This window comes from Bacillus sp. FSL M8-0063, assembly GCF_038005545.1.
Classification (GTDB): Bacteria; Bacillota; Bacilli; order Bacillales; family Bacillaceae_G; genus Bacillus_A; species Bacillus_A wiedmannii.
Map to the genome: position 1 here is coordinate 1,297,247 of NZ_JBBOTJ010000001.1, position 26,055 is coordinate 1,323,301.

Genomic DNA, 26,055 nt, shown 5'->3' on the forward strand with positions numbered 1-26,055 from the left:
GTTAAAGGAGGCTGTTTACATGTTTGAGAAAGAGAAAGAAGGGCTTATTGAAGTTCAGAACGTATTTGAAATTGTACCAGCAGATGGAGCAATTATTGGTATGGCAACGGAAGAAGAAATGGAAATTGCTGCTGAACTAGAGCTGCAGTACTATGCCCATTCTCGTTTGTTAGAAGCAAATATTCAGTTAGACGGTTCCTCCTACAAAGAGTTACTTCAGGAGTTCCAGGAGTACGAAAGAAAATCAATGAGCTTTTGGCGAGCGATACATAAGCGTTTAGCTGTGCCGTGGGCATGGGTATTACGTATTGACGTTGCGAATGGCCCTATATATGTAAGTAATGGGAATTCGTATTATGAAGAAATCGATGATGAAGAAGATTATGAATAGATAAGTAAGGAAGCAGCGTTAGTTGCTTCCTTTTTTTATTTGCAAGGGGTGAATTGCTTCAATAATAATATCTGGTCGATCATTTTCTATTCCGTGACCAGCATGTTCGGCAAGTATATATTGACTATTTATTGAGAGTTGTAGTTGTTCATGAATCAGTTCTTGCCACATTGCTTCTAGTTGTGTGGCTTCCTCTTTTGGCATGCCATCCTCAGTCAACTGAGTAATAGAATATTGAGGGTCTCTACCGATAACGATTAAAGGTGTTTCTAATGTTTTATATAACTCTTTTATTAAGCGAGCACAATTTTTCCACGCACATAGTTCAGAAGCTGTCGCTTTATATAATAGAGGAGAGGTAGAAAATTCAATGTACTGTCTTGGTTGATCAACGAGTATAGGTTTTAGTTCATTATAAAGCATATCTATATCCATTTTGGAGTATGTAATATATTTTTGAAACCACATATTATCCGAATCCGTTTGGTCAGAAATTGGTAAATGAAGTTCATCTAATCGGTGTAAGTTCATAGAAGTAGAATCAACTAAAATAAGTGCTTGCAGCTTATCTTCATGTAACATCGCAAAATGTTGTGCACATAAGCCTCCATAGGAATGACCGATTAGAATGATAGGTTCCTGAATAGCAAGTTTATGTAGTAACATATGAAGTTCGTTTGTCGCTTGTCTTGTAGTACGCGAATAATCTCCTAGTTCACTTTTTCCGTAACCTGGGCGATGGTATGAAATGACTGTAAAATGTTGTGAAAGTTTTTCTATAATAGGGAGCCAATCATAAAATGAGCAACACATTCCGGTCTGAATAACTACCGTTTGTTTACTACTTCCTTTTATATATACTTCTATAGTTTGCCCCAGTACCTCTACAAATTTATAAATAGTAAACCCTCCTAACTAAGCTTGAAATAATTTTTGACAAGCAAAAACGATACACCAAACCCCAATTCCGAGTAGGACAGATGCACTAAGTGAAAACGAATTTTTCAACCCAATATAGACGATAAATAATAGTAGTGCGGATGCAGGAAATCCGTATAATACGCCTATAGCAAATTGACTTAATTCTTGTTTGTTCCCACCTTCGAAAGAAATCCAAAATAGGCTTAGTAAACTAACGAGTGGAAGGGCAGCAATAAAGCCGCCTACCGTACTATAATGTTTGGCGACTTCAGTAATCACACCGATAATAAGTGCCGAAACGATTACTTTAACGAGGAAATGCATATTGTGCCTCCTTCGCTAATAACGAAAAGGCTTTTTCAATTAATTGTTGTTCTTCTTTTGATAACTGTGATTCTAATATTTTTATCTTTTCTTTATCTAGTAAAGTATGCTTTTCTAATACTTCAATGCCGTCTTTCGTTAAAGTAAGGTTTACGACCCTTTCATCTTGTTTATTTCTTTCTTTCATGATAAATCCTTTTTGAATAAGGCGCTTTACGTGTTCAGACGCTGTGTTATGAGAGAGACTAAGCTCAGTAGCCACTTTTCCAATTGTTATATCTTTCTCACGAGAAACGATTTGTAAAATACGAATGGCTTGGTGGGAAAGGTTGTCTTCATATTCATATCGTAAGTGATAATAAATACTTTCCCAATGTTGATTGATGTCTTTCATAATGATAAATCCCCCTATTTTTATATCGCATAGTAAGATATATTCGTGAGAATAGAAATAAAATCCTTTTATTTGGATGGAAAATGTTGAAAAAGTTTATTTTTATTGAAATATAAGGTAATCTATGTGTAAAGGTATACATTTAGCAGGAGAGAGGATGATAGCTGTGAATACATTCAAATGGATGAGTCATGAACAGATGTATGTAGATGAAATACATGTTGAAAAATGTGGTCCTCTTTCAGTCGGCGTATATGGGGGAAATCAAGAAAGTGATGCATATGAAAGAGGAGATGCGGTGCTTGCTTGGTGGGATCCTGAATTACAATTTGAATTTGTTATGATTTTTGATACACACCACAAAACAAAAAATATAAATTATATAATAGAAGCGATTTCAGAAAGAAAAGAGAAACTAAAAGAGCTATTCTCATACCCAATACATTTAGCTTTTCATCATACACATATGTACTTATTAGCGTTATTTACAGATGAGCTGTTTATTGAAAAATGTGATCAAGATGATGAGGAACTTGCATGCTTAATTTGTTTACGAAAAGGTGAATTTTTATATTGGCTATCAGTTGGTGATTGCTTCGCATATTTATTCCATTCTGAGAAAACGAAGAATAGTAAAGGGCGGTTAAATAAACGGAAGAATTACGAATATATCGGTAGGAAAAATATTTTCGCAGCAAATACACCTTGTTTTACGTCAGGTGTAAGGGGATTAGAAAAAGGAATGAATCACATCGTCATGGCAACGGACGGTATTTTAGAGTGTGATAAACGAAAATTTGATGATGATCAATCTTTAGTAGAAATATTGCACGACGGAAGTTGCTTACAGATTGAGCCAGTATTAACAAATGTACTGCAGTGGAAAGGTAGAGATTGTGCCACAATTATTGGGTGGTCTATTGATACTGAAAATAAACAATGTGCTAATTAATATAAAAGGAGTTCAAGGTTTTTATCCTTGAACTCCTTTTTGTTAAGCAATATGAATATGATACGTTTTCAACCATTCATTTACTTGTAGCATATATTCCATAGCACTTCTTGCTTCAAAATTGTTAATTTCTTTATTACTTTCATCGGCAATGGCAAGTAATGTGGAATGATTAATAAGTGAGAAAATAGGATTGTTTTTATTACTGCACAAGTCGAGTGATAAATGACGGATTGTTTGTAAATAATGTGGATCTTGTGAAGTTGGATAAGCACTTTTTCTTCTATTGCGTACATCGTCAGGTAAAGCAGGTTGCAGTGCTCTACGTAAAATACCTTTTTCAATATTATCAATGCTTTTTATGTTGAAAGGAACGTTCCATAAATATTCAACTAATCTATAGTCGCAAAACGGTACACGAACTTCAAATCCTACAGCCATACTCATACGGTCTTTACGGTCAAGTAAAAACGGGAGAAATCTCGTTAAAAATAAATAAAACATTTGACGTTGTTTCGCGGATTTTTTATTTTCGCCTTCAAGAGTAGGTACTTCAAGTATCGCTTCTTGGAATCGTGTATCAATATAGTTTTCTAATTTGCATTGGTTACTTACTTCATTTAGTAGAAGAGGGGAAGTGTTTTTCCAATTTGTTAGCCAAGGAAATTTATCGACAAATAGTAAATCCTCTTGATGAAACCAAGGGTACCCACCAAATACTTCATCAGCAGATTCTCCGGATAAAGCTACAGTTGCATCTTTTTTCATTTCGCAAAATAGTAAATATAGTGAAGTTTCCATTTCGCCAGCACTCGGTAAATCTTTTGCACGGAGAGGAACGAATAAGTGATTTGCTAATTCTTCAGCATTCACAATAATGTCATGATGCGATGTCCCTACATGTTCAGAAACGCGTTTTACCCAAGGGGCGTCTAAACCAGTGCGAGCAAATGTCAGCTCGAAATCTTTGGCGCTATTTACAAAGTCAACGGAATACGTATGAAGTGTTTTATTTTCAGCGGCAAATTCTTTCCCCGCTAGTGCAGTAATACCGCTAGAATCTAACCCGCCCGATAACATGCAGACAAGAGGAACATCGGCAATTAATTGTCTTTTTACTGTATCTTGTAAAATAGATAAAATATGTGATGATGTATCTTCAGTACAGTCTGTATGAACTTTACTTTCTAAATTCCAATACTTCTTAACTACTTTTTTATCACGTGTAAACGTTATAGAATGTCCAGCACGCACTTCTTGAATATGTTTAAAGACGCCACATCCTGGAGTTCGAAATAAGCCTAATCCAAATATTTCGCTTATGCCATTTGCATCAATTTCAGCAGGAACAGATGGATGAGCTAATAATGCTTTAATTTCAGATCCGAAAATAATGCTGTCATTTCTTTCAGTGTAAAAGAGTGGCTTTACGCCTAAATGATCACGTGCTAAAAACAACTGTTGCTTCTGATCATCCCATAAGGCGAAAGCGAAAATTCCGTTTAAATGTTGTACGCAATCTTCTTTCCATTCTAAATAAGCATGTAGTAACACTTCTGTATCTGAATGCGTTTCAAATGCATGACCACATTTTCGAAGTTGCTCTCTCAGTTCACGGAAATTATAAATTTCTCCATTATAAGTAAGAGCATACGTATAATCACCAGCACGAAATGTCTTCGGCTGTGTCCCGCCTTCTGGATCAATAACAATTAAACGCCGGTGTGCAAAAGCCGCACGTGGTGAAAACCAAAATCCTTCAGCATCAGGACCACGATGCTGAATACTATTTGCCATCTCTTCTAAAATAACATGTTGTTTTGAAAGATCTTCCTTCCAATCGACCCAACCTGTAATTCCACACATACACATCTCATCTCCTAATTTAAAATAGTAGATTAATGAAATAAAATGTACATCAAGTTAAAAAGTCACTACATAAATAGTGTACTACATGAATTAAAGGGCAGACTTGAGAAAATTTTCTTGTAATACATAGTTATGTGAGACAATGGCTTAGGGAAAGTATTCCATAACATACAAAAAATAAAAAAAGATGAGAGAAAATATTTTGTAAGACGTTATATAGGGTGTAAAAGCTTTTACAAAAAAATAAGGGGAATCGCTACATGAAATCAAATGAGAAAAATTTTATAAAAAGATTACAACGGCAAAAAGAAGATGCACTAGAATTCGTTGTCGATACATACTTACCACTCATAAAAGGAATAACGCACAAAGTTCTTATTCCAGTTCAAAATGATGGACTCATAGAGGAATGTGTAAACGATATATTTCTTTCCATTTGGAATAACGCAAATAAATTTCATGGAGAGCCGAGTGACTTTAAAAAATGGATTGCGGCGATTGCGAAATTTAAGGCGATTGATTATTATCGGAAAGCGACTAGGAAAGTAGAAATTATTTCAGATGAGTTTCATATTAGTACGGAAAAGTCAGCGGAAGATGAATTAATCGTTATGGAAGATAGGGAAGAGTTATTGAAGCTTATTAATCAATTAGAACCGTTAGATCAAAAGGTGTTCATTATGAAATATCTTCTCGGTATGAAGACAGAAGAAATAGGAGATAAGTTAGGGTTAACTCGGGCAGCGATCGATAATCGTGTGTACCGTGGAAAAAAGAAACTACAACAAAATGCTACGAATATTAGTTTTGGAGGTAGTGCAATATGAAAGACATTTATGAACTATTAAATGACATTGATATAGATGAAAAAGAACTTGAGGAAATTGAGGCTTCTGAAATTGAAAAAGAAAAAGCGAAGCGCAATGTAAAACAATCGATACGTACGAAGAAAAAGATGAAAAGTTGGAAAAAAAGTGTCGCTGCTGCATCTATTTTAGTAGGGTTATCAGTTGCAACGCTTGGTATCGGGTTTCCTACATATGCCGGGGGATTGCCAATTGTAGGTGACATATTCCGATTTTTAGATAATGGTAGAACAGGGTTATATGAAAATTATAAAGAATTTTCGACTGAATTGAATATGATGAGAGAGAGTAATGGGGTTAAGGTTACAATTAATGATGCTGTGTTCGATGGTAGAACAATTACAATCACATATTCTATTGAAAGCGAAAAAGATTTAGGAGAGAAACCGTTCCCATTTGGAAGTCCGCAAGTGATGGGCTTTGATGGCGGAGGAGGTAGTTCGGACGTTACAAAAGTTGGAGAGGGAAAGTATGTAGGTATGACTACGATGAGTGGTCATGGTAGTGAAAGGTTAGATGTTGCAAATGTTTGGTGGGATATAGAGGCAATTGAGTTGGATTATGAAGGTAATGCAATAAAGGGGAACTGGAATTTCGCGCTTAGTTTAAAAGCAATGGATAGTAAAGAAGTAAAGGTTAATAGGGTTTCTGAAAATGAATTAATAAAAGTAAATATAGACAAAATGGAAGTAACCCCGATGTCCTTTATCGTTTTTTATAATCAAGAAGAAACTAAGGCATTACGAAGTATATGGGATAGTGCGGATGTTGAGTTAGAAATAAAAGATGATTTAGGAAATCATTATGCTGGTGAAGGAAATGGCGGAAGTAGTACAGTAGCAGAACCCCATAAAAGTAGTTGGAGTGCTACATTCCAAAAGTTAAACGAAAATGCCACAAAGCTTATCGTTACACCTCGTGTGCACTTGCGAGTTCATACACCTGAAAATCATGGTGGAGTGGAGTATGTGAATGGAAAAGAGAAGAAAATTGAAGTGCCGAAAAAAGAAGCGAAGAGTAAAGATATTGTTCTAGATGATATCGTAATTGATTTAAAGAAATAGAAGAGAGACTGCCTAAAACCGTTAGGCAGTCTTTTTTCGTTAAGAACTAGCTACAAGTAACGCATGCGGATGCTGCGTTTTATACTCATCTTTCCAAGGAATGTTTAGTTGTTCCCACGATTCGCCGCTATCATTGGATTGAAAGATGCCATTGTTATTTAAAGTGTAAAACGTATGTGGTTCTGCTGGATTTGTTGCAAACATTGAAATGACTGTACCAATTGCAGATGGTAGACCTTGCTGCACTTGCTGGAAAGGAGAATCTTTCGTTTTACGATAAATATAAGATTCATAAGGAATACGATGATGAGCGAGGTCAGCACTCGGTGCGGCAGAAACGAGGATTGTATCACAATCAGCCGGATCGATAGCCATGCTATATAGATAATGATGTTCAAGTCCTTCACTGCATGAAATCCAGCTGTTTCCACTGTTATAACTTTCAAGATATGCACGATCAGGTCCGCCCATAAATCCGTCACCACATGATGCATAAAGGCGATTTGGAGCGTCAGGGTGCATAAGCAATTGATGAGCATCGATAGGAGCACCAAATTTTTTATCAATCCAAGTATGCCCTCTATCATTACTTTGAATAACAGCACCAGCTTCAATTGAAACATGGATTGTATTTGGGGTGTTTGGATCAACTGTAATCCAGCGTACGTGATGGGTGAAAGGTCTAGGCGGAAAAGCCCACGTATAAGAAGATAATAATGATTTCATATTTTTAAGTTCAGTCCACGTTTCACCACCATTTTCAGAACGGAATAAAGCGCTCGGTTCTGTGCCGACATAAACGACGCCATAGCCGTTAACTTGCTCATTTGAGCTTATCGTTATAGAAGTAATCGAAGAATGTAAAATACCATCTTCTTTAGGGAAATCAAAGTAACGATATGAATCTCCAATCGGTCTCCATGAATCCCCACCATCGTCACTTAACCATAAACCTCGTCCAAATGTGCCGCAATATACACGGTTCTTTTGAAATGGATCAACAGCAATACAGGTAGGTTGCATATTTTGTAAGTGATACGCTGTTTCAAAGTGACCATATTGTTCTTTCACTACAACAAGTTCACGCTCCATACAGAGAAATAAACGTTTCATTTTAGTAACCTCCTTAGAAATTTTTTCATTAGTAAACAATATGAAGCTGAAAAGGAAGTAGTCTTATTTTTTGTTGAGAAAAAGGACTTGTTTGAAAAATAGCGAAATGTGTAGATAGAGGAAGCGGGCGTTTATGGGCAGTTAATGGGGGATAAAGATAGGGAATGTGTTTCATACTAACATACAGATATTGCACTTAAAGGAGTATTCGTATGGGACATTCACATGATCACGGTCATTCAAAAAATAAAAAAGCGTTATTAATTGCTTTCTTATTAACGACAAGCTTTATGATTGCTGAAGTTATTGGGGGATTTGTAACGAATAGCTTAGCACTATTATCTGACGCGGGGCATATGCTAAGTGATGCAGTATCCTTAGCGCTAAGTTTACTTGCATTCAAGCTTGGAGAAAAAACAGCAACAACTGCGAAAACATATGGGTATAAGCGAGTCGAAATGTTAGCGGCATTATGTAACGGTGTCGTTCTTATTGTCATTTCAGTATACATTTTTATTGAAGCAATTCGCCGTTTTAAAGAGCCAGTTGAGATTGCTAGTAATGGGATGCTCATTATTGCTGTACTTGGTCTGCTTATTAATATTTTATCAGCTTGGATATTAATGAGAGGCGGAGATGTGAAGGGGAATTTGAATTTAAGAAGCGCGTTCCTACACGTATTAGGCGATCTATTAGGATCAGTCGGAGCGATTATTGCTGCGCTATTTATTAAATTTTTCGGATGGACTGTTGCTGATGCGATTGCTAGTATTCTTGTGTCTATTTTAGTCATTATTAGCGGATGGCGTGTAACACGTGATACCGTTCATATATTAATGGAAGGTGCACCCCAACACATAAATGTTGAAGAGGTAAAAATTACATTATTAAATATTACGGTTGTAAAAGAAGTTCATGATTTGCACATATGGTCTGTCACATCTGATTTTCAAGTATTAACTTGCCATTTGATTATTAAAGGTGATGAAACGCAAAATGTATTAAAAGAGGCTACGGATGTATTAAAGGAGAAGTTTCATGTAGAACATGTCACCATTCAAGTAGAAATAGATGGTGAATTTAATCATAGTGAGACAACTTGCAAAGTATGAAAGAAAAAGGATAAGAAAATGTGTCATAACATTTTTCGCACGGCATACATATATATAATGTGGCCACAAATACTTTGTAAGGTAAATATTTCATGAAATTACTTTACTTATAAAGAGTCATCTTTTATAATCAAAAGTGGTAATTGATAAAGATTATCATTTTCAATGATTGTGGAAAGGAGTTTTTTAAAAGATGAGTAGTCAACTCCGTTTTGCTGTTGAAAATCGTAAGAGGCATTTAATTGATGAGTTAATTGGAGCAGGTGTGTTTAAAATTCGCGACCGACAATTATACGAGCTGTCTTTAGAAGAATTGGAAAAAGAGTACGAAGATATGGAAGATTATGCAGATATTCAGGCATAGCTATATAGATTAGTAAAAGGTGAGCTGGTTACGATTTTGTGTAACCAGCTTTATTATTATTTCGTAGAAATTATTTTTGATATTTCTTTCATTGGACGGAGCCAGTTTTGAGACATCATTTGTTCCATTTGTTTTTCGTCCTGCTTTTGCAATGCTTGAATGATAGAGTGATGTTCTTCAATAGATTGACTTGCTGGAACAAAGTTTTGGAAAAATAAATATTCAAGGCGTAGAACATGAAGTTGCATATTTTCTAGAAAGGGTTCAATATATTGGTTTTTAGCAATAGAAGAAATTGTATTGTGAAATTGTATATCTAGTTTTAAAGCTTGTTTTGCGTTTTTCTTCTCTATAGAGCGCTGAAAATCAGCATTTATTTCAGAAAGTAGTTTCAGATCAGCGTCTGTAATTTTTTGAAGTGCTTGCTTTCCTATAATAGAGTGAAGACCAGCCATCGTTTCATAAATGATAGGAATGTCGTCTAACTTAATAGGAGCAATTTTTGTTTTTTGCCCAGGTACCATTTCCACTAATCCAGAAAGCTCTAATATTTGAAGTGCTTCTCTTACAGGTGTTCTGCTTACTCCTAGTGCTTCAGCCAATTCCCCATCATTAATTTTTTCATCAGGCTGTAAAACACCTTCAATAATCCAATCTTGTAATTGATTTAAAACGAGTGATTTTGCCGAAACTCTTCCTTGTTTTTTATAATTTTGAGGGATGGGCATAGTGAATTCAATCCTTTCATTGTATATTTTCTTTTTTCTCATGAACAAACTTTAATTTCTGTTTCCCTTCATCCGGTTTTTGACTTAAGATGAGCACCATTACAATGACACAAAAAGCCCCTAATAACTGAAAAGATTGAAAGGGTACGTGCAATATAAGTACAGAAGAAATAATAGCCGCGAGTGGTTCAGTACAACCGAATAATGTTGTTTCTTTCGGAGTCAGGTATCGTATGCTGTCTAAGTATAAATAAAATGCAATCAGTGTCCCGAAAATGACGACAAATGTTATGAGCGGTAGGGTACTTAGTTTTACATATTTCATAGTCGATAATAAAATGAATTCGTTTGTAGAAATAAAGTGTAGAATCGTAACGCCAATACCCCCAATAATCATGCCCCATCCAACGATAACAGAGGAAGACCACCTTTCTAGTAATCCCTTTGAATATAAACTATAAAAAGCAAGAGATAATCCAGATAAAATACCCCAAATAATAGCTGGTGTAGAAACAGCCAAGTTATGAACAGACCCGTTTGTTAGTAAGAGAAAAGTGCCTACTAATGAAAGGGTAATGGAAATGAAATCAATTTTTGATGGTCGAACGTTCCATTTGAAAAGTAAGTATACAGTGATGAATATGGGAGCTAAATATTGCAATAATGTTGCGACAGCGGCATTTCCCTCTTTAATAGAAGCGAAGTACGTGTACTGTACAGCAAGCATACCGAATAGGCCAAACAATATCATTTTAGTAGCATCAGATCTTTGTTTCCATATGCCGAATATTTCTTTTTTTCTCGTTCCGAATGATGAAATAAGGAGCAAGATAAAGCCTGATATAAGCAAACGAATTGTAACTAACCATTCAGTAGAAACATTTTCATATTGAAAAAGTTGTTGTGCAGCTGTCCCGGACAAGCCCCATAAACAAGCACCAATTACAACCATAATGATTCCTTTTAAACGATTTGGATCCATACTGTATATAGTCCTCCTTTTAAAAATATATATCGGATACAATATGCAATATATCACAGAAAGAAACATTAATAAATTGAAATTTCTTTCTTAATGTAAAGTGTTATTCAAATTAAAGAAAATTTGTTAAATAAGAGAACGATAAAATAAAAAGGCTTCTGTTTACGGAAGCCTTTTTATTTTAGATTATGAAGTGTAAGTAAAAGCCGGAATAGGATCAACAAATGTATTCCACTTTTGTTCCATTTCCTTGTCTGTTAATAGACAATCATCTAATGATTGTTCAATCACAGAATGATTCATATCAATACCGATAAATACGAGCTCAGTTATTCGATCTCCATATCGCTCGTCCCAGTTTTTCAATACTTCGGGTTCTTCTTTAATAATTTGATTTCTTTCAGTTTCAGGTAATGCGGCTATCCATTCACCTGCTCCTTGAATTGTAATAGAGGAACCTGCTTGAGATAGAAGCCCTATCATATTATTACGAGATGCGAGCCAGAAAAAGCCTTTCGCTCTTACAACATCTACAGGCCATTTTTCTAGCCAATTCATAAGGCGTTCAGGATGAAAAGGGGATTTACGACGGTATACAAAGGAATTGATACCATATTCTTCAGTTTCGGGTGTATGATGTTCACTATTTAGTTCTTGCATCCAGCCCGCCGATTGACTCGCTTCCTCATAATTAAATAAATTTGTATTTAAAATTTCTTGCAATGGTACATTGCTAAATGAAGCTTCAATAATTTTTGCACCGGGATTTAATTTTTGTAGTAAATGATGAAGTTCTACCCTATCTTCTTTTTCTAGTAAATCAATTTTATTAAGAATAATGACATTCGCAAATTCAATTTGGTCTATTAGTAAATCAATAACTTCTCGAGTATCATTTTCATCGATAGCCTGTTTACGGTCTAATAAACTTTCACCATCTGCAAAATCATCCCAAAATTTATTTGCATCTACAACTGTAACCATCGTATCGAGGCGATAATTTCTCGTTAAATCGATATTAAGTACTTCGTCAGTATAAGTAAATGTTTGGGCAACTGGAATCGGCTCACTTATACCTGAAGCTTCAATAACTATATAGTCAATATCACCGTTTTCAACAAGCCGACTCACTTCTATCATTAAATCTTCTCGTAGTGTACAGCAGATACAACCATTTTGAATTTCTACTAATTTCTCTTCCGTACGTGAAAACCCACCTTTTTTTATAAGCGATGCATCAATGTTTATTTCACTCATATCGTTAACGATAACAGCCACTTTTAAGTTGCTCTTATTAGCCAAAATATGATGTAGTAGAGTAGTTTTTCCAGCTCCTAGAAACCCACTTAATACAGTGATAGGTACTTTTTTCATAAAATGATCTCTCCTTTAAATCGTAATGATTACGTTTTATATTAAGTGATAGAAAAGAAAAAATCAATAATAAATCATAATGATTACGATTTAAGAATAGGAATAGACTATAAAATTTGTGCTGTAGTAGTGTAGGGCATTTGGACAAGTATACAATTTAATATGAATAAAGTGGGGGATAATGTTGGTCTTTAATAGAGTTTCAAAAGAATTAATAGGAATAGCCCTTATTTCTATTTTTCTTTTTTTATTATTTTTTGTAGATTTTACAAGTCTAGCAAATTTGCACAAAAGTATGCCACAAGAATGGTTGAATGTGAATACCGTGTTTTTAAGTATTATATTCGAAGCAATACCTTTTATTTTATTAGGGGTAATTGTTTCTTCACTCATTCAAGTGTTTGTGACGGAAGATATGATTCAAAAAGTAATGCCGAAATCAAAGATTGTTGCAATGATTCCAGCGGTATTTGTCGGAATCATTTTTCCGATGTGTGAATGTGTCATTATACCAATTGTAAGAAGACTTATTCAAAAAGGACTCCCTCTTCATGTAGGAATTGTAATTTTATTGAGTGCACCTATTATGAATCCGATTGTTCTTTTATCTACCGTATATGCATTTCAAAAAAATGATGTAATTGTATATGCACGCTTTGGGTTAACGATTTGTGCGGCGCTATTAGTTGGGCTAATTGTGTATTATTTCTATCGCGGGAACAATATTTTAAAAGATATAGAGGATCCGATTCAGAAAAAAGAAAAAAAGGGCTGGGGGAATGTTGTGAATCACACTGTAGATGAGTTTTTTGATACGGGTAAATATTTATTGATTGGTGCTTTTTTTGCGAGCGTATTTCAAACGTTTTTTGATCGAAATGTACTTGATGCAGTGGCCCATAATGAAGTAATTTCCCCAATTATTATGATGGGATTTGGTTATGTTTTATCCATTTGCTCAGCAGCTGATGCATTTATAGCGGCATCTTTTGGACATGTCTTCTCTGTAAAAGCACTTCTCGCATTTCTTGTGTTTGGACCTATGCTTGATATGAAAAATACATTAATGCTATTTGCTTATTTTCAAAAGAGATTTGTATTCTTTTTGATTGGAATTATTATTTTATCGGTGTACACAATCGTGCAAATTACAACGTTATAGGAGGTGGGAAACAGTGGAGGAACAGGAACAGAAGGCCTATCATCGCTATATTCGTGGCATTATTTTAATTGGTTTAGCGATGCTCTTATTTAAACTACTTGTAACAGGCAATATTTATAATTTTATCGCTCCAAAAATGATTAAATTTACGTATATAGCTTTTGTAGTGATTTTACTTCTTGGTTCTTTACAAGTTTGGAGAGATGGGGGAGAAAAATGGGATGATTGTAATTGTTGTAAGCATCATACAGCATTAAAATCAGGGATGAAAAGTTTCTTTGTATATGTTTTATTTGTTGTTCCGATTATTAGTGCTTTTCTATTTGGAAGTGTAACAATTGACGGAAGTTTAGCGGGAAAAAGAGGTATGAATCAAAGTGTACAGGCGAGAAGTATGGAAAAGAACGAAAAAGGGGGAATACAGGCAAATTCTGTTTGGAAAGAAAGATTAGTTGATCAAGATGAAACCTCGAATTTAAAAGTGATTAATCAAGTGGAAGAACAATTAGAAAAAAGTATGTTAGGACAACGAAAAATACAAGTAGAGGATAAGGATTATGTTCAAACAATGAGTATAATTGGCCAAGATGTAAAAGGGTTTAAAGGGAAAGAAATTACATTCTCAGGGTTTATATATAATGATAAGGATGTGACGGGTGATAAAGCGGTAGTGGCGCGATACGGCATAACTTGTTGTATTGCGGATGCATCAGTCTGGGGGATGATTGTTGCAGGGGAAAACGTAAAAAAGCTCCCACAGGAAACATGGGTGAAAATAACAGGTTTGTTGGACGAAACGACATATAAAGGAACACTATTTCCACTTGTAAAAGTAAGTAAAGTAGAGAAAATTAATACGCCTGCAGATCCGTATGTATACGATGCTTTACCGCAATAAGAAAGGAATAATAATTCATATTTTTATGAAATAAAATCATAATTACAATGATAAAAAAATAAAGATAAGAGTAATTTGGTTTGTTAAAAATATGTGTAGAAGGAGAAATGTGATGAGCTGGGTTACTCATAAACCAACATTTGAATTTGATCAATATAGTCCATATATTCGAATGAACTCTGCGTGGGTGGGACATTTAAACTTCGCTTATGATTTAGTAAGATTTGAAAAACCAGAAATATTAGTTGAGTTAGGTACACATTTAGGAGCTTCTTTTTTTAGTTTTTGCCAAGGGGTAAAAGATGGAGGAGTATCTACAAAATGCTTTGCTGTAGATACTTGGGCAGGAGATGAGCACACAGGTCCATATGGAGAAGGTGTTTTTCAAATAGTGAGTAAATTCGTGAGCACGAGTTATCCTCAAATAGGGAATTTAATTCGGTCTACTTTTGATGAGGCTGTGGATCAGTTTCAAGATGGAACGATAAATTTGTTGCATATTGATGGCTATCATACGTATGAAGCAGTTTCTCATGATTATAAAACATGGTTACCGAAACTTGCGAATAACGGTATCGTGTTATTTCACGATATTGAGGTGAAAGATCGAAATTTCGGCGTGTATAAATTTTGGGATGAGGTCAAAGCGAAGTACCCTCATTTTCAGTTTGAGCATTCATATGGGCTCGGAGTGTTATTTCCGAAAGGTTGTAGTGATAAGTTTGTGGAAATACTTAAAAATAAAGAAGAAATACAAAATATGTATAAATAAAAGTTGAGCATGCATCATTTTAATGATGTGTGCTTTTTTGTGGGGAAAAATGGTAGTCCTTAAAAGGTGAGGATAATAGTAAAAAATTTGTTATGGCAAATATTAAAAAAGTTATTTATGGATTGTTCTATATAAAAATGTAACATTTTTTATATTTTCCATTGCGAAAAGTAACATCTACTTTTACAATAGAAAAGGTGTTATATTATACTGGAAAAATAAATCGAAATAATATGAAAATTTTGTTTTGTCTTCGCTAATTGTATATTACATACATGTAAGACGACACACGTCATGTTATCGACTTGTAAGGAGAGAAAAAAATGAAAAGTGTAAGATTACCATCGATGCTAGAAATCATAGTTCTTTTATTACTATTTCTTGCTGTTGTCTTTTCCTTCCAAACGATTTTTGATCTCCCAATTCAATTAGCGCTATTTATTTCATGGTTTTTAGTAATTGCGCTTGGATTAAGATTAGGATTTCGTTATCAAGAATTGCAAGATGCAATTACGAAAGGAATTTCTAACGGATTAGAAGCAATACTGATTTTAGTTGCAGTAGGTGCTTTAATTGGAACGTGGATTGCTGGTGGCGTAGTACCAACATTAATCTATTATGGATTAGAATTTATTCACCCTAGCATATTCCTATTAGCAACATTAATCATATGTTCGATTACTTCTATCGCAACAGGAACATCATGGGGAACAGTAGGAACAGCGGGTATTGCTATGATGGCGATTGGTGAGGGACTTGGATTACCACTTCCGCTTGTTGCGGGTGCAGTTCTTTCAGGAGCTTATTTCGGCGACAAATTATCACCACTTTCTGATAGTACAGTTCTTGCAGCTTCTATGGCGAAAGTAGACGTTATTGCTCACGTTCGAGCTATGCTCGTATTAGATGTTCCGGCTTATATTATTACTAGCATTATGTTTACTGTAGCTGGTTGGATGTATGGCGGCGATAATGTAGATTTGAATCGAGTAGAGTTTTTAAAAGAAGCTTTATTAAAGCAATTTGATATTAAAATATGGATGCTTGTTCCGGCGGTCATTGTTATTGTTCTATTAGCGATGAAGAAACCGTCTATGCCGACAATTGCAATGGGAGCTTTAATTGGTGCAATTTGGGCAGCTCTTTTCCAAGGAATGAACTTTGGAGAGGCGATTGGAACAGCGTATAACGGATTTTCAATTCAATCTGGTGTTGAGTTTGTTGACAAGTTATTAAACCGTGGTGGAATTAACGGTATGCTTGGATCAGTAGCCGTTATTATTTTCGGTTTAGGATTTGGTGGATTACTTGAAAAACTAGGTGTTTTAAAAGTAATCGTATCAAAATTTGAGAAGAAATTAAATTCTGCAGGCAATGTAACATTGTCTACATTAATCGTGGCATTCTTAGCAAATATATTTGGTTGTGCGATGTACGTATCACTAATTTTAACACCGAAAATTATGGAAGATAGCTATGATAAATTAAAAATAGACCGACGTGTATTAGCACGTAACTCAGAAGTAGGTGGAACGTTAACTTCAGGTATGGTTCCATGGTCTGATAATGGTATTTTTATGGCTGGTATTTTAGGTGTAGCAACATTCTCATACGTTCCATTTATGTGGTTAAGCTTCGTATCATTAATTTTAGCAGTTATTTACGGATATACAGGCAAATTTATTTGGTATGTAGATGATGCCGATAAAGGAAAGCAAGCATCATAAAATAAAAAATCACCTTCTACAATATGTAGAAGGTGATTTTTTTATTTTGTAATAGGAGTTGAAGAAGTTATCTCGACCTCATATTTAGCAATTTTTTGTTGTATCTTTTTTAAGTTTTTTTCAGTGTCTTGAATGAGTTGTAAGACATTGGTCTCCTGTTGTTGCATTAATTCCAACCGTCGAAGGATTGTAGATTCTCCCTCCATAGACCAGTCGATAAATTGTTTTATTTTTTGAATGGGCATACCGGTGTTTTTTAAGCATAAAATCATCTCTAAATATTTCAGTGCTTCTTCATCAAAAACTCGATCTCCTTTTTCATTTCTTTTAAGAAAAGGGAACAGTCCTTGTTTATCGTAATAACGTATTTGAGAAATAGTTAAGAGGTGCATTTTGGCGACTTGTCCAATTGTATAATACATATCGTTCATCCCTTTATTACCAAGGTATAATGCCATCTTTATTTAGTATTTTACCATTATAGTTTGTTTCACTTAATGCATATTTAATAATAATTTTAGCACTTTCATTAGTCGTATGGCCACCTGGGGAATTTCCATTTAGGTCAGTAGTTGTAAAACCAGGAGTTACTCCGAAAATTTCTGGACCGTTAGTGCCAAATTCTTTGCTAAAAGCTAATGTTAAAGCATTAATAGCTGTTTTTGAAGAATTATATCCTAATGTATTAATCGGGTGTGTTTCACCACTAGCAAACATTGTTAGTGAGGCCATGTCAGTTGTTACATTAATAATTTTACTGTTACTTGATTTCTTTAATAATGGTAAAAAGGCTTGCACCATTTGGAATGTTCCAAAAAAGTTAACCTCAAATCCTTGGCGTAAAGTTTCAATATTTAATTCACTAGGTATCGTATGGAAGTCGAGTGCTATGCCTGCATTATTGATTAATAAATCTAAGTGGTCAGTCGTTTCATGGATTTTTTTGATTGCTTCTTGAATGGATTGAGCACTAGAAATGTCTACTTGAATATAGGAAACGTTTGAAACATGTAAAGATTTTACCGCTTGTTGTCCAAGTTGTTTATTACGAGCACCTAAAAATACGTGATAGTCTTTTTCTGCTAATTGACGAACCAGTTCATATCCGATCCCTTTATTCGCACCTGTTATGAAAGCATATTTTTTCATTTTAAATTCCTCCAGTAGTGTTATAGTAGGTTACAATGGTAAGGATACAGCCTAAACTTAAGTTTAGGTCAAGAGGAATTTTAAAAAAAACATTGAATATTTGTATATATAAGTGAGAATTCTTATCATTTGATTGAAAGTCTGTTAATATAAGAAATGTAGGTATTATATTTTCAAGGGGATGAAAAAATGGAGTACAGAATTGAAAGAGATACAATAGGAGAAATAAAAGTTCCAGCTGATAAATTATGGGCAGCACAAACGCAACGTAGTAAAGAAAACTTCCCGATTGGAACAGAGCAAATGCCGCTTGAAATTGTAAAAGCATTTGCCACATTAAAGAAGAGTGCAGCACTTAGTAATCAAAAATTAGGAAAGCTATCAGAAGAAAAAGCAGAAGCAATTGTGGCAGCAGCTGACGAAGTGATTGCAGGGAAATGGAATGAACATTTTCCACTTGTCGTATGGCAAACGGGTAGTGGTACACAGTCAAACATGAATGTGAATGAAGTAATTGCAAATCGAGGGAATCAAATTTTGAAAGAGAAGGGATCTGACGTACATATTCATCCGAATGATGATGTGAACATGTCTCAAAGTTCAAATGATACATTTCCAACAGCACTTCATGTAGCATGTGTAATCGCAGTAGAAAATCACGTATTACCAGCAATTACGAAATTAAAAGAAACGCTAGCAGAAAAAGTAACTGCATTTGAACATATTATAAAAATTGGTCGTACACACTTACAAGATGCAACACCGTTAACATTAGGACAAGAAATTAGCGGATGGCACCGTATGCTTGAAAAAACAGAGCGTATGATTGCTGAGAGCAATACATATATGAAAGAGCTTGCGATTGGTGGTACTGCAGTTGGAACAGGTATTAATGCTCATCCAAAATTCGGTGAGATGGTGTCAGAGGAAATTAGCCAATTTACAGGTAAGCAATTTATTTCTGCACCAAATAAATTCCACGCATTAACGAGCCATGATGAAGCTGTATATACGCATGGTGCATTAAAAGCATTAGCAGCTGATTTAATGAAGATTGCTAACGATGTGCGTTGGTTGGCAAGTGGTCCACGTAGTGGTCTAGGAGAAATTATTATTCCGGCAAATGAGCCAGGAAGCTCTATTATGCCAGGTAAAGTAAATCCAACGCAAAGTGAAGCGTTAACGATGGTTGTAGCGCAAGTGATGGGAAATGACGCAACAATTGGATTTGCTGCGAGTCAAGGTAATTTTGAGTTAAACGTATTTAAACCTGTTATTGCATATAACTTCTTACAATCCGCTCACTTATTAGCAGATGCAATTGTTTCATTTAATGATAATTGTGCAGTTGGTATTGAAGCAGATGAAGAAGTAATTAAAGAGAATGTAAATCGTTCATTAATGCTTGTTACAGCATTAAACCCGCATATCGGATATGAAAATGCAGCGAAAATTGCGAAGCATGCTCATAAAGAGGGCTTAACGTTAAAAGAGGCAGCACTGCAATCTGGATTACTAACAGAAGAACAATTTGATGAAATTGTCGATCCGAAAAAAATGATTGCTCCGAAAGAGTAATAAAAAAGCCAAGATTCTATGTTTAGAATCTTGGCTTTTTTGATATTTATTTGTAGGTCTTCCATTTGTATTACTGCAAGTACCAAAATATATTATTTGTTAGCAGGCATATTCAATACTTTCATCTGTGGACAGTTTTCTTTTAAGAGTGAAAGGAAGTTTTCTTCTTCTTGAGGTACGAAAGTTGTCACAGAGTCAAATAAATTGTAATGGATTTCTAATTGCTGTCTAGTCCATTGTTTTGAATGAAGTTTTTTACCAGAGTATGTAACGTGACGAATTTCTTCAAATGGAATTTCAGTACGCAATATGAAACCATGTTTTACAACAAGAGAGGATTCCGTTACGTTGTAGTGAGAGAAATAGAATGAAGAAAGATTGACGATATTTAATAGCATCATGAGAGTGAAAAAAATAGAATTTTCATTTTGGAAGAATAGCGAAACGAAAAAAATAATGATAAATAATGTAATAAAAATGACGTGAAATGGATTCTTTTTCGCTTTGAATTTCAAGTTAGTCACCTCAGTTTACGTGTACTCTAACTAAATTAAATCACAACATCTTAATAAAACGTGTGAATATGCATAATTGCATATTCACACGTTTTATTATTCATGTAAAATTTTCTGATGGGATAAATTTAAATGGAATTTTGCAATAGTGGAGAGGTATAAAGTGACTTGCAAAAATAGAAAGTTAGCATTAGTCATAATTAGTTGTATGATGATTATGGGTAGTTGTGCTAATAAATTTGTTGAGGATGGAAACCGAAAGCATATATTCGTACAGGTAAGTAGAGCTTTAGTCGAGGTTGTAAATAGAATATATAATGGATAAAAGGTATTTCTGTATATGGAAATACCTTTTTTGTAGTTAAAATTGAATACTGAAGTTTTCGAATGAGTGAGTACCAGTTCCGTGTTGAATGAGGTTGTTATCACTCAAATATTGAATAGCGTATTTTACTTCTTTCAGTATAGTAGGCGGGAGACCAAGAGTATGATGTGAACCGTAAATTTGATTAATAGGTGAGAAATTTGTAATTTTGTGTAGAGACTGGACGAAGTCTACAGGATTAGTCGTTGGATAAAACGCAAAAATTGTGCCTTCATAAAGTAAATCTCCTGTGAATAAAAACGCAGTTTCATAATCGTATAGGCAAATATGTCCTGGTGAGTGACCTGGGGTATGTATAATTTGAATTTTCCTATTTCCAATATCAATCATATCTCCATCTTGTAGTAATTTTGTTGGTGTCCCTTGGAATGGCTCGAATGTTTCAGGTTGAAATGTTTTAGGTGTATGTAAAGTAATGTCACGAGCGATGTCGTGCCTAATTTGAGTAATAGGGAGTCCTTTTATGCCGTTAATGAGCCGATCTTCTTCTAAAGCATGTACATAGATTTCTTCATATTGTGCGTGGCTACCGATATGATCCCAATGGACGTGTGTTGTGACAACTGTAATGGGTAAGTTTGTTAGTTGGTCCGTTATACGTTTCATATTATCGATACCTAGTCCTGTATCGATAAGAATTGCAGCAGTATCGCCTATAAGTAAGAAGGAATGTACTTTCTCCCAATGTCCATATTCACTAATTGCATATGTATTTTGTGCAATCTGCATTACAGTAAACCAAGGGTCTTGAGGAATAGTCATGTTCTATTTCACATCCTATTGAATGAATTTATATAAATACATTCGCTTTTCGTTGTACCAAACCCTTTTAATAGATGTTTTTATAAAAGTTTACAAAATGGGTAAACGAAGCGTTGAAGTGTTTGTTTGTTTTATGTTAAGATGATGAAGAGATAGTAAACGTTATTGGAAAATGTCTGTTTTTAGATAAACATTTTAAAGGAGTGTTTAGTGTGAATGATATTTCAGAGAAGTTTTGGGATGCTTCGGTAGAAGAATTGAAGAAAGGGTATGTATTTGAAGCGGAAGCAGAGGAGTATATTTGTTTAGCTTGTGGAGAAGCGTTTATTAAGGGGGTTATTTATCAAGATAATCAAGTTTTGTATGAAGCAGAGAAGTTTGTACAATTGCATGTGCAAAATGAACATACGTCTATGTTTGATTATTTATTAAACCTTGATAAGAAGTATACTGGTTTAACTGATTTGCAAAAGAAAATGGTTCAGTTTTTCCATATGGGGCTGAATGATAAAGAGATTGTAAACGAGATGGATGGCGGAAGTACTTCGACCATTCGAAATCATCGATTTACACTTCGAGAGAAAATGAAGCAAGCGAAAGTGTTTTTAGCGTTAATGGAACTATCAGAAGAAAAATCAAAAGTACAAACGAAATTTGTACCCATTCATAGAACAGCAACGATGGTAGATGATCGCTACAATATTACGGAAGAAGAAAATGATGAAGTATTAAAAGCACACTTTACAGAAGGATTAGATGGACCACTTTCTAAATTTCCGAAAAAGCAAAAGCGTAAATTAATTATATTACGCCATTTAGTGACGAAGTTTGATAGTAATAAAAAGTACACTGAAAAAGAAGTAAATACTGTCATAGAAAGTGTATATCCGGATTTTGTAACTTTAAGAAGATATTTAATCGAATATGGGTTTTTAGATAGAACAGCAGATGGAAGTCAATATTGGGTGAAGTTATAATAATAGGGAAAAGAATATGCATAGAAGCACATTATTATAACAAATATACAAAGAGATAGAAGTTGAAAAACAGATTTTTAATAAAAGGAGAAATGAAATTTGAAACCACCTACAGATAACAATAAAGAAGGTGCGGAGTCACATAAGTTAGAAAGTGAGAGTAAACCGATTTGGAAGTCGATGTCCATGTTTTTAGTACCGTTACTATTAAGTAATGTACTACAATCGATTGGACAATTATTCGGTATGGTAGTAGTAGGAAGATGGCTTGGAGTGAATGATTTAGCAGCCATCTCAGCATTCTTCCCGCTATTTTTCTTACTCGTTTCATTTGTAATTGGTATTGGTTCAGGTAGTTCGATTTTAATTGGTCAGGCATTTGGTGCTAAAAACGAAGATCGTTTAAAAGCGATCGTTGGTACGACACTGACATTTACCTTTATTATTGGAGTTGTGTTGGCGATAATAGGTAGTATTTTTGCGATGGATATTATGCGCCTTATGGGAACGCCAGAAAATATTATTGATATAAGTGTTCATTATGCGCGTATTTTATTTATATCGATGCCAGTCTTATTTTTATACTTCGCATACACAACATTTATGAGGGGTACAGGAGATTCTAAAACGCCATTTTACTTTTTAATTGTAAGTACAGCGCTAAATATGATCTTATTACCGATTCTTATTTTCGGATGGTTAGGAGCTCCGAAATTAGATGTGTATGGAGCAGCCTATGCTTCTGTTATATCTACAGTTATTACGTTTATTGTCATGTTAGTGTATTTAAAGAAGAAAAATCACCCACTACAATTAGATAGTACGGTAAGGAAATATCTTCGCATGGATGGGGAGTTATTAAAGCTATTGCTACGACTCGGAATTCCAGCGAGTATTAATATGATATTAGTTTCATTATCTGAAATTGCGGTAATCGCGTTTGTAAATCGTTACGGTTCGGATGCAACAGCGGCATATGGCGTCGTGAATCAGGTTGCAAGTTATGTACAAATGCCAGCAGTTAGCCTTGGTATTACAGTTTCTATTTTTGCAGCGCAATCAATTGGTGCAAATCAATTCGATCGACTGCAGAAAGTTGTGAAGGCCGGGATTATTATGAACTACGTCATTGGTGGTGTGCTAATATCTCTTATTTATTTGTTCTCAAGAGACATTCTATCACTATTTTTAACGAGTCAAACTACAATTGAAATTGCTCATAGCCTCGTTATGATTACGTTATGGAGTTATTTAATTTTCGGGCATGCGCAAATTATTAGTGCGACAATGCGAGCGAGTGGTACAGTATTATGGCCAACTGTTATCGGTGTTGTATCAATTTGGCTTGTTGAAGTACCTGTAGCGTATTACCTTTCTTACCATACAAGTCTTGGCATAGAAGGGATATGGATTGGGTACCCAGCAGCATTTATTGTCAGCTTAATATTACAGTATGCATATTATAAGCTTTCATGGCAGAAGAAACGAATTACACGACTAGTGAGTTAAATCATGCAAATGTCCCTAAGCTATTATACTTAGGGACATTTTTTGTAAGTGTAGGTTTACAAATAGCTTTTTAAAGTGATATCAAAATGTTGTCTAATGAGCTTGTTATCACTCATATAAAACTCCCACGCTTTTTCAGGTTCACCGATAATTTCAAAAGATTCTTCTGTAATATATAAAGCGCAATTATCCTCTAGTGCAATTCCTTCTATATTACCTTGATGATTTTGTAAAAAGGAATGGAAGGCGTTCATTCTATTTAATTGATTATAATGTGGACAAAACCTTTTGTTAACAATCCCCCAACCGTTACACTCTATATAACCAGAACCTTCATAATCGGATCGGATACTAGATGTGAACCAGCACATAGCACCGGCGCTATACCCCGCAATGAGCGTTCCTTGTTGCAAAGCAAATAATAATTTTTCATCTAGTTTATGTTCTTTCCATTGTGTAAGCATGTGAATATAGTTCCCGCCACCGAGATAAATTAAATCAGCAGACTGAATCATTTCGTCTATTTCATATTTAGAAGGTGTATCAGCTATAGTACGTAAAATTTGTACTTCACAGTGTAATTGTGTTTCGAATGTGTCCAAAAATAGCTTTATATAGCTTTCATCATCATGACTAGCTGTAGGAATGAATAATACTTTTGGATACTGTTTATTTGTTAATTCTATAAGTCGCTCATTAATAGGCGAGTGATTTGAATCTTGTAAATCACCGCCACCAATGACAGCTAATTTCATAGTAAAGCACCACCTAATCATTTTTGTTATATAAAAATTCGATAGAAGAGAGTAACATTCCTTCTCTCATGTAATGAATAAGTAGAAAATATAGTTTAAGTATATCGGAATAGTAAAGGTAGTGAGAACTTTATAGAAAAATGAATTTGAAACAATTTACCCCGATATTTGTGGGCTGCCCGTAAAAACCTGATTGGTGAGGGCTGATAATCAGTGGGGATGAACAAAACCCTCATTGATTAAAGTTTCACTTTATCGATATATAATACTTCATACTATTGTTTCAAAATATGGAAACAATATGTTTAAATGGATATAACGAAGCATTAATTCAAATTGAATTAGTGTTTATACTTTAAAAAGGAGTCGGAAATAATAGAGATTTCACAAATCGTTTTTTACTTTTAATAGGAAGTTGTATTACAATATGGTAAAATTATTCCAATATATTTATTTAATATAAAAATACAAAAAGGGAGCGTGAAAAAGGTGGATTTTCGATTTGAGTTTGCAGCGAAGGTGAAAGAATACTTAGATGATGAGAAGGATGAAAAAATAATAAAAGATGGACATAGAGATATAATTTTTCACTATTTATATGCGTTAGAGGCTGAAATTGGCGTTGTTAAAAATCCTAATTTTACTTTTTTTACATCAGGAAGACGTTCACATATCTTATTAGAAAATATTGAATTTAAAACAGAGGTAAATGTAAAAAGTAACATCATAGAAATTACAAAAATAGTGGATAATGTCGTTATTCCTTTAGATACTATCGTAGCAAAGGATCGGGAATTATTTGCACTTGGGCGCAATGAGAAGTTTAATGTACAAATATTAGAGCAGTATCTCTTTGAGACATTTGGAGAGAAATTAGGTTTAAAATGAATGGAATGGCCTACGTATTTATAGGTAGTGAATTTTAGTGTATATCATTTTTGTTTGACCTTTCATTTAATTTATACTACAATTCGTAGTGTGAAAGGAGCCACATTATGTTTACTCAAAACTACAAGTTAAATGAGCAAGGATTAAATCACTTTTTTGGACCACTTGAAGCGAGAATTATGGAGATCGTTTGGTCCACCGAGGGTATTACGATTAAAGAAGTGCAGCAGAAATTAAGTGAAGAATCACCTGTGAATTTTAATACGGTCATGACAGTTATGAACAGGTTAGTAGAGAAATTCCACTTAGAAAAACAGACTGTGAAAAGAAGTGGCATATATCGTACTGTACAAACAAAAGAAGAATTCTTATCCAATCAAACGAAGAAGATGACACAGGAATTGATGGGGGAATTTGGAGATTTAGTTGTAAATCATATGCTAGATGAGTTAGAGCAGGCTAATCCGACTTTAATAAAAAAATTAGAAGACAAATTGAGTCAGTTAAAAAAAGAGGATCAATGA

The 26,055-nt window shown here is 34.5% G+C and carries 28 protein-coding genes; 15 read left to right on the forward strand and 13 right to left on the reverse strand.

Annotation, left to right across the window (positions count from 1 at the left end; all coding sequences use genetic code 11):
- Window positions 1-19 precede the first annotated feature (19 nt).
- Entirely contained in the window at window positions 20-391 is a 372-nt protein-coding gene (locus tag MKX31_RS06750; protein ID WP_046959012.1) for a hypothetical protein, read from the forward strand.
- Between the two features lie 18 nt (window positions 392-409).
- Here the strand turns inward: MKX31_RS06750 and MKX31_RS06755 are convergent, their stop codons facing one another.
- Genes MKX31_RS06755 through MKX31_RS06765 form a run of 3 tightly spaced genes read right to left on the reverse strand, consistent with a single transcriptional unit; the run spans window position 410 to window position 2,030 of the window.
- Window positions 410-1,270, reverse strand: coding sequence for an alpha/beta fold hydrolase (locus MKX31_RS06755; RefSeq protein ID WP_149174132.1), 861 nt, complete (start codon window positions 1,268-1,270; stop codon window positions 410-412).
- A gap of 36 nt (window positions 1,271-1,306) precedes the next feature.
- Window positions 1,307-1,636: a DUF3147 family protein gene (locus MKX31_RS06760; protein ID WP_103655426.1), complete on the reverse strand. Its 330-nt coding sequence runs from the start codon at window positions 1,634-1,636 to the stop codon at window positions 1,307-1,309.
- The gene (locus MKX31_RS06765; protein WP_064476507.1) at window positions 1,620-2,030 is read right to left on the reverse strand and encodes a MarR family winged helix-turn-helix transcriptional regulator; all 411 of its coding nucleotides are present in this window, start codon (window positions 2,028-2,030) and stop codon (window positions 1,620-1,622) included. The genes MKX31_RS06760 and MKX31_RS06765 overlap by 17 nt, the downstream gene beginning before the upstream one ends.
- Window positions 2,031-2,154: 124 nt before the next feature.
- On the opposite strand from MKX31_RS06765, the gene MKX31_RS06770 reads away from it, so the two are divergent.
- A complete protein-coding gene (locus MKX31_RS06770) occupies window positions 2,155-2,982 on the forward strand; it encodes a protein phosphatase 2C domain-containing protein (protein ID WP_064476506.1) in 828 nt (275 codons plus the stop codon).
- 42 nt (window positions 2,983-3,024) lie between these two features.
- On the opposite strand, the gene asnB is transcribed toward MKX31_RS06770, so the two are convergent.
- A complete protein-coding gene (asnB, locus tag MKX31_RS06775; RefSeq protein ID WP_064476505.1) occupies window positions 3,025-4,848 on the reverse strand; it encodes an asparagine synthase (glutamine-hydrolyzing) in 1,824 nt (607 codons plus the stop codon).
- Between the two features lie 263 nt (window positions 4,849-5,111).
- Between asnB and MKX31_RS06780 the strand changes: the two genes are divergently transcribed.
- Entirely contained in the window at window positions 5,112-5,678 is a 567-nt protein-coding gene (locus tag MKX31_RS06780) for a sigma-70 family RNA polymerase sigma factor (RefSeq protein ID WP_098103325.1), read from the forward strand.
- Window positions 5,675-6,781: a DUF4179 domain-containing protein gene (locus MKX31_RS06785; RefSeq protein WP_222660949.1), complete on the forward strand. Its 1,107-nt coding sequence runs from the start codon at window positions 5,675-5,677 to the stop codon at window positions 6,779-6,781. Before MKX31_RS06780 ends, MKX31_RS06785 begins: the two co-directional genes overlap by 4 nt.
- A gap of 39 nt (window positions 6,782-6,820) precedes the next feature.
- Here MKX31_RS06785 and MKX31_RS06790 read toward each other — a convergent pair whose 3' ends face one another.
- Window positions 6,821-7,894 (reverse strand): WD40/YVTN/BNR-like repeat-containing protein, encoded by a 1,074-nt coding sequence (locus MKX31_RS06790; protein WP_064476502.1) that lies wholly within the window; start codon window positions 7,892-7,894, stop codon window positions 6,821-6,823.
- Window positions 7,895-8,106: 212 nt separating this feature from the next.
- On the opposite strand from MKX31_RS06790, the gene MKX31_RS06795 reads away from it, so the two are divergent.
- Window positions 8,107-9,006: a cation diffusion facilitator family transporter gene (locus tag MKX31_RS06795; RefSeq protein ID WP_149174130.1), complete on the forward strand. Its 900-nt coding sequence runs from the start codon at window positions 8,107-8,109 to the stop codon at window positions 9,004-9,006.
- A gap of 193 nt (window positions 9,007-9,199) precedes the next feature.
- Window positions 9,200-9,370, forward strand: a complete 171-nt coding sequence (gene fbpA / locus MKX31_RS06800; RefSeq protein ID WP_000098301.1) for a Fur-regulated basic protein FbpA — start codon at window positions 9,200-9,202, stop codon at window positions 9,368-9,370.
- Window positions 9,371-9,426: 56 nt separating this feature from the next.
- Here the strand turns inward: fbpA and MKX31_RS06805 are convergent, their stop codons facing one another.
- The 3 genes from MKX31_RS06805 to MKX31_RS06815 form a co-directional block, all read right to left on the reverse strand.
- Window positions 9,427-10,098 (reverse strand): GntR family transcriptional regulator, encoded by a 672-nt coding sequence (locus MKX31_RS06805; protein ID WP_064476500.1) that lies wholly within the window; start codon window positions 10,096-10,098, stop codon window positions 9,427-9,429.
- Between the two features lie 16 nt (window positions 10,099-10,114).
- Window positions 10,115-11,080, reverse strand: a complete 966-nt coding sequence (locus MKX31_RS06810; RefSeq protein ID WP_340980399.1) for a DMT family transporter — start codon at window positions 11,078-11,080, stop codon at window positions 10,115-10,117.
- Between the two features lie 186 nt (window positions 11,081-11,266).
- Window positions 11,267-12,454 (reverse strand): GTP-binding protein, encoded by a 1,188-nt coding sequence (locus tag MKX31_RS06815; protein ID WP_340980401.1) that lies wholly within the window; start codon window positions 12,452-12,454, stop codon window positions 11,267-11,269.
- Between the two features lie 184 nt (window positions 12,455-12,638).
- Here MKX31_RS06815 and MKX31_RS06820 point away from each other — a divergent pair, with 184 nt between their 5' ends.
- From MKX31_RS06820 to nhaC, 4 genes are all read left to right on the forward strand, one after another.
- Window positions 12,639-13,616: a permease gene (locus tag MKX31_RS06820; protein ID WP_149174129.1), complete on the forward strand. Its 978-nt coding sequence runs from the start codon at window positions 12,639-12,641 to the stop codon at window positions 13,614-13,616.
- 13 nt (window positions 13,617-13,629) lie between these two features.
- Complete coding sequence (locus tag MKX31_RS06825) at window positions 13,630-14,514, forward strand: TIGR03943 family putative permease subunit (protein ID WP_340980404.1); 885 nt, start codon at window positions 13,630-13,632, stop codon at window positions 14,512-14,514.
- Window positions 14,515-14,626: 112 nt separating this feature from the next.
- Window positions 14,627-15,286, forward strand: coding sequence for a class I SAM-dependent methyltransferase (locus tag MKX31_RS06830; protein ID WP_064476495.1), 660 nt, complete (start codon window positions 14,627-14,629; stop codon window positions 15,284-15,286).
- A gap of 323 nt (window positions 15,287-15,609) precedes the next feature.
- A complete protein-coding gene (nhaC, locus tag MKX31_RS06835) occupies window positions 15,610-17,013 on the forward strand; it encodes a Na+/H+ antiporter NhaC (protein ID WP_064476494.1) in 1,404 nt (467 codons plus the stop codon).
- A 41-nt stretch (window positions 17,014-17,054) separates the two neighbouring features.
- Here nhaC and MKX31_RS06840 read toward each other — a convergent pair whose 3' ends face one another.
- Together MKX31_RS06840 and MKX31_RS06845 are read right to left on the reverse strand one after the other, a co-directional pair.
- Window positions 17,055-17,435 carry a MerR family transcriptional regulator gene (locus MKX31_RS06840; RefSeq protein WP_088048489.1) on the reverse strand — a complete coding sequence of 127 codons (381 nt, stop codon included), beginning with the start codon at window positions 17,433-17,435 and terminating at the stop codon, window positions 17,055-17,057.
- Window positions 17,436-17,451: 16 nt separating this feature from the next.
- The gene (locus tag MKX31_RS06845; RefSeq protein WP_064476492.1) at window positions 17,452-18,162 is read right to left on the reverse strand and encodes an SDR family NAD(P)-dependent oxidoreductase; all 711 of its coding nucleotides are present in this window, start codon (window positions 18,160-18,162) and stop codon (window positions 17,452-17,454) included.
- 189 nt (window positions 18,163-18,351) lie between these two features.
- Between MKX31_RS06845 and fumC the strand changes: the two genes are divergently transcribed.
- Complete coding sequence (gene fumC / locus MKX31_RS06850) at window positions 18,352-19,740, forward strand: class II fumarate hydratase (protein WP_340980407.1); 1,389 nt, start codon at window positions 18,352-18,354, stop codon at window positions 19,738-19,740.
- A 92-nt stretch (window positions 19,741-19,832) separates the two neighbouring features.
- Here fumC and MKX31_RS06855 read toward each other — a convergent pair whose 3' ends face one another.
- Together MKX31_RS06855 and MKX31_RS06860 are read right to left on the reverse strand one after the other, a co-directional pair.
- The gene (locus MKX31_RS06855; protein WP_064476490.1) at window positions 19,833-20,255 is read right to left on the reverse strand and encodes a PH domain-containing protein; all 423 of its coding nucleotides are present in this window, start codon (window positions 20,253-20,255) and stop codon (window positions 19,833-19,835) included.
- 361 nt (window positions 20,256-20,616) lie between these two features.
- A complete protein-coding gene (locus MKX31_RS06860) occupies window positions 20,617-21,402 on the reverse strand; it encodes an MBL fold metallo-hydrolase (protein ID WP_064476489.1) in 786 nt (261 codons plus the stop codon).
- Window positions 21,403-21,614: 212 nt separating this feature from the next.
- On the opposite strand from MKX31_RS06860, the gene MKX31_RS06865 reads away from it, so the two are divergent.
- Window positions 21,615-22,379, forward strand: coding sequence for a DUF2087 domain-containing protein (locus MKX31_RS06865; protein ID WP_064476488.1), 765 nt, complete (start codon window positions 21,615-21,617; stop codon window positions 22,377-22,379).
- A 99-nt stretch (window positions 22,380-22,478) separates the two neighbouring features.
- Window positions 22,479-23,888: an MATE family efflux transporter gene (locus MKX31_RS06870; protein ID WP_000804150.1), complete on the forward strand. Its 1,410-nt coding sequence runs from the start codon at window positions 22,479-22,481 to the stop codon at window positions 23,886-23,888.
- A gap of 56 nt (window positions 23,889-23,944) precedes the next feature.
- On the opposite strand, the gene MKX31_RS06875 is transcribed toward MKX31_RS06870, so the two are convergent.
- On the reverse strand, window positions 23,945-24,643 hold the full coding sequence (locus MKX31_RS06875; RefSeq protein ID WP_064476487.1) for a peptidase E: 699 nt from the start codon (window positions 24,641-24,643) through the stop codon (window positions 23,945-23,947).
- Window positions 24,644-25,132: 489 nt separating this feature from the next.
- On the opposite strand from MKX31_RS06875, the gene MKX31_RS06880 reads away from it, so the two are divergent.
- Together MKX31_RS06880 and MKX31_RS06885 are read left to right on the forward strand one after the other, a co-directional pair.
- A complete protein-coding gene (locus tag MKX31_RS06880) occupies window positions 25,133-25,531 on the forward strand; it encodes a DUF3942 family protein (RefSeq protein ID WP_064476486.1) in 399 nt (132 codons plus the stop codon).
- Between the two features lie 107 nt (window positions 25,532-25,638).
- On the forward strand, window positions 25,639-26,055 hold the full coding sequence (locus tag MKX31_RS06885) for a BlaI/MecI/CopY family transcriptional regulator (RefSeq protein ID WP_064476485.1): 417 nt from the start codon (window positions 25,639-25,641) through the stop codon (window positions 26,053-26,055).